Here is a 1403-nt window from a genome sequence, read left to right on the forward strand (position 1 = left end):
TGTATCGTCCTAAAAAAAGTTTACAGGTTTTAGAATAATCCTGTTATGCGTTTACGTGTCCTGCAATGGGTTTACAATGGTACGATTCTGATAGTAACTTTTCCATAATTTTTCGGTGATTAGGTTTTTTGAATGAACCAGTTCCGGAGTAAGCAAACCAATGCTGAAGTGTGGCCGTTCCTGGTTGTAAAGCTTGACAGCATGACTTAACAGCGCTGTTGCTTGCTGGGTAGTTTGAATGGAATAATGTTTCAGATATTCTGATTTAAGAATACCGTTGATCCGCTCGGCGATTGCGTTTTCAAGCGGATCTCCATTTTCGGTCATGCTAATTTGAATAGGGTAATCCTGTAATAGCTTAACATACGTTTCCGAGCAGTACTGAACACCCCGGTCGGAATGATGAATAAGTGATCCGGTAAAAGAATCGGGTAAATGGGTTAAGGCCATCTGTAAAGCTTTTAATGTTTCCACGCTTTGCAATGTTTCAGCCAGATGATAACCGACAATCTTATGCGAGTATGCATCGGTTATTAAACTGATGTAGGTGTAGCTATCAGCTACCTTCAAATACGTAATATCACTTACCCACAGTTGATTAATACCCGTGGGTTGAAAATTACGGATCAGATTAGGCCACTTACGGAGCCAGTGATTGGAAAAGGTGGTGATGAATCGTCTGCGCTTCTTTTTGACCAGCAAGCCATTGGCTGCCAGCAGCTCAAACAGGGCATCCCGACCCATCTTAATCTGATGTTCCAGCAGAAAAGGCTGAAGCTTTTCATAGAGCTTTCGTCCACCCATCGCCCGATGATCTTTGCGGATGGATGTTACCGCTGAAAGTACCAACTGTTCTTCAATGCCCGCGGCTTCCTGTTGCCAGAAGTGCTGATAATAAGCTTGACGGGTGATACCAAGTAACCGGCAGATACGAACCAGGCTCACCCGGCTGTAACTGTCTTTCATTTCATGGATTACTTGGTACTGGACTTTTTTCGGATAGGAATCTTAAGTTCTTTTTCAGCAATATCAATCATACGGCTGTAAGCCTCTGAACGAAGCTGTTCATCCTCTAAAAGCCGTTCCAGTTCTTTGATCCGCTGTTCAAGAGATTGAGTAGTTGGCGTATTTTTTTCCTTTGTTGCCAATGCTGAATTGTTAGACAAAGTCAAATATCTGGCTTTTGGCTGACTGTTCCTATATCCCAACTGAAGCATCCACTTTTGAAAAGCCCCGTTAAATCGAATATTATACTTTCTTAATAGCGATGATTGAGACGCACCTGTGTTCAGGTGTTCTTCAATTACCTGGCGTTTAAATGTTTCAGAGTATACCTGAACTAAGTGATTGATCGGTCGATCCATTTGTTTACATGTTGCGTAAACTCATTTTAGGACAAGACA

At 42.1% G+C, this 1403-nt stretch carries 2 protein-coding genes; both read right to left on the bottom strand.

Annotated elements, in window-relative coordinates:
* Positions 1-51: 51 nt before the first annotated feature.
* On the bottom strand, positions 52-966 hold the full coding sequence (locus GS399_RS20520; protein ID WP_237488023.1) for an IS3 family transposase: 915 nt from the start codon (positions 964-966) through the stop codon (positions 52-54).
* Positions 967-974: 8 nt separating this feature from the next.
* Positions 975-1364 carry a transposase gene (locus GS399_RS20525; RefSeq protein WP_160846533.1) on the bottom strand — a complete coding sequence of 130 codons (390 nt, stop codon included), beginning with the start codon at positions 1362-1364 and terminating at the stop codon, positions 975-977.
* Positions 1365-1403: the final 39 nt, after the last annotated feature.

The organism is Hufsiella arboris (genome assembly GCF_009834875.1).
Classification (GTDB): Bacteria; Bacteroidota; Bacteroidia; order Sphingobacteriales; family Sphingobacteriaceae; genus Hufsiella_A; species Hufsiella_A arboris.

What these genes read in the sequence shown, in the direction of transcription:
- GS399_RS20520 (WP_237488023.1), bottom strand. Translation starts at nt 966, where the DNA reads ATGAAAGACAGTTACAGCCGGGTGAGCCTGGTTCGTATCTGCCGGTTA.
- GS399_RS20525 (WP_160846533.1), bottom strand. Translation starts at nt 1,364, where the DNA reads ATGGATCGACCGATCAATCACTTAGTTCAGGTATACTCTGAAACATTT.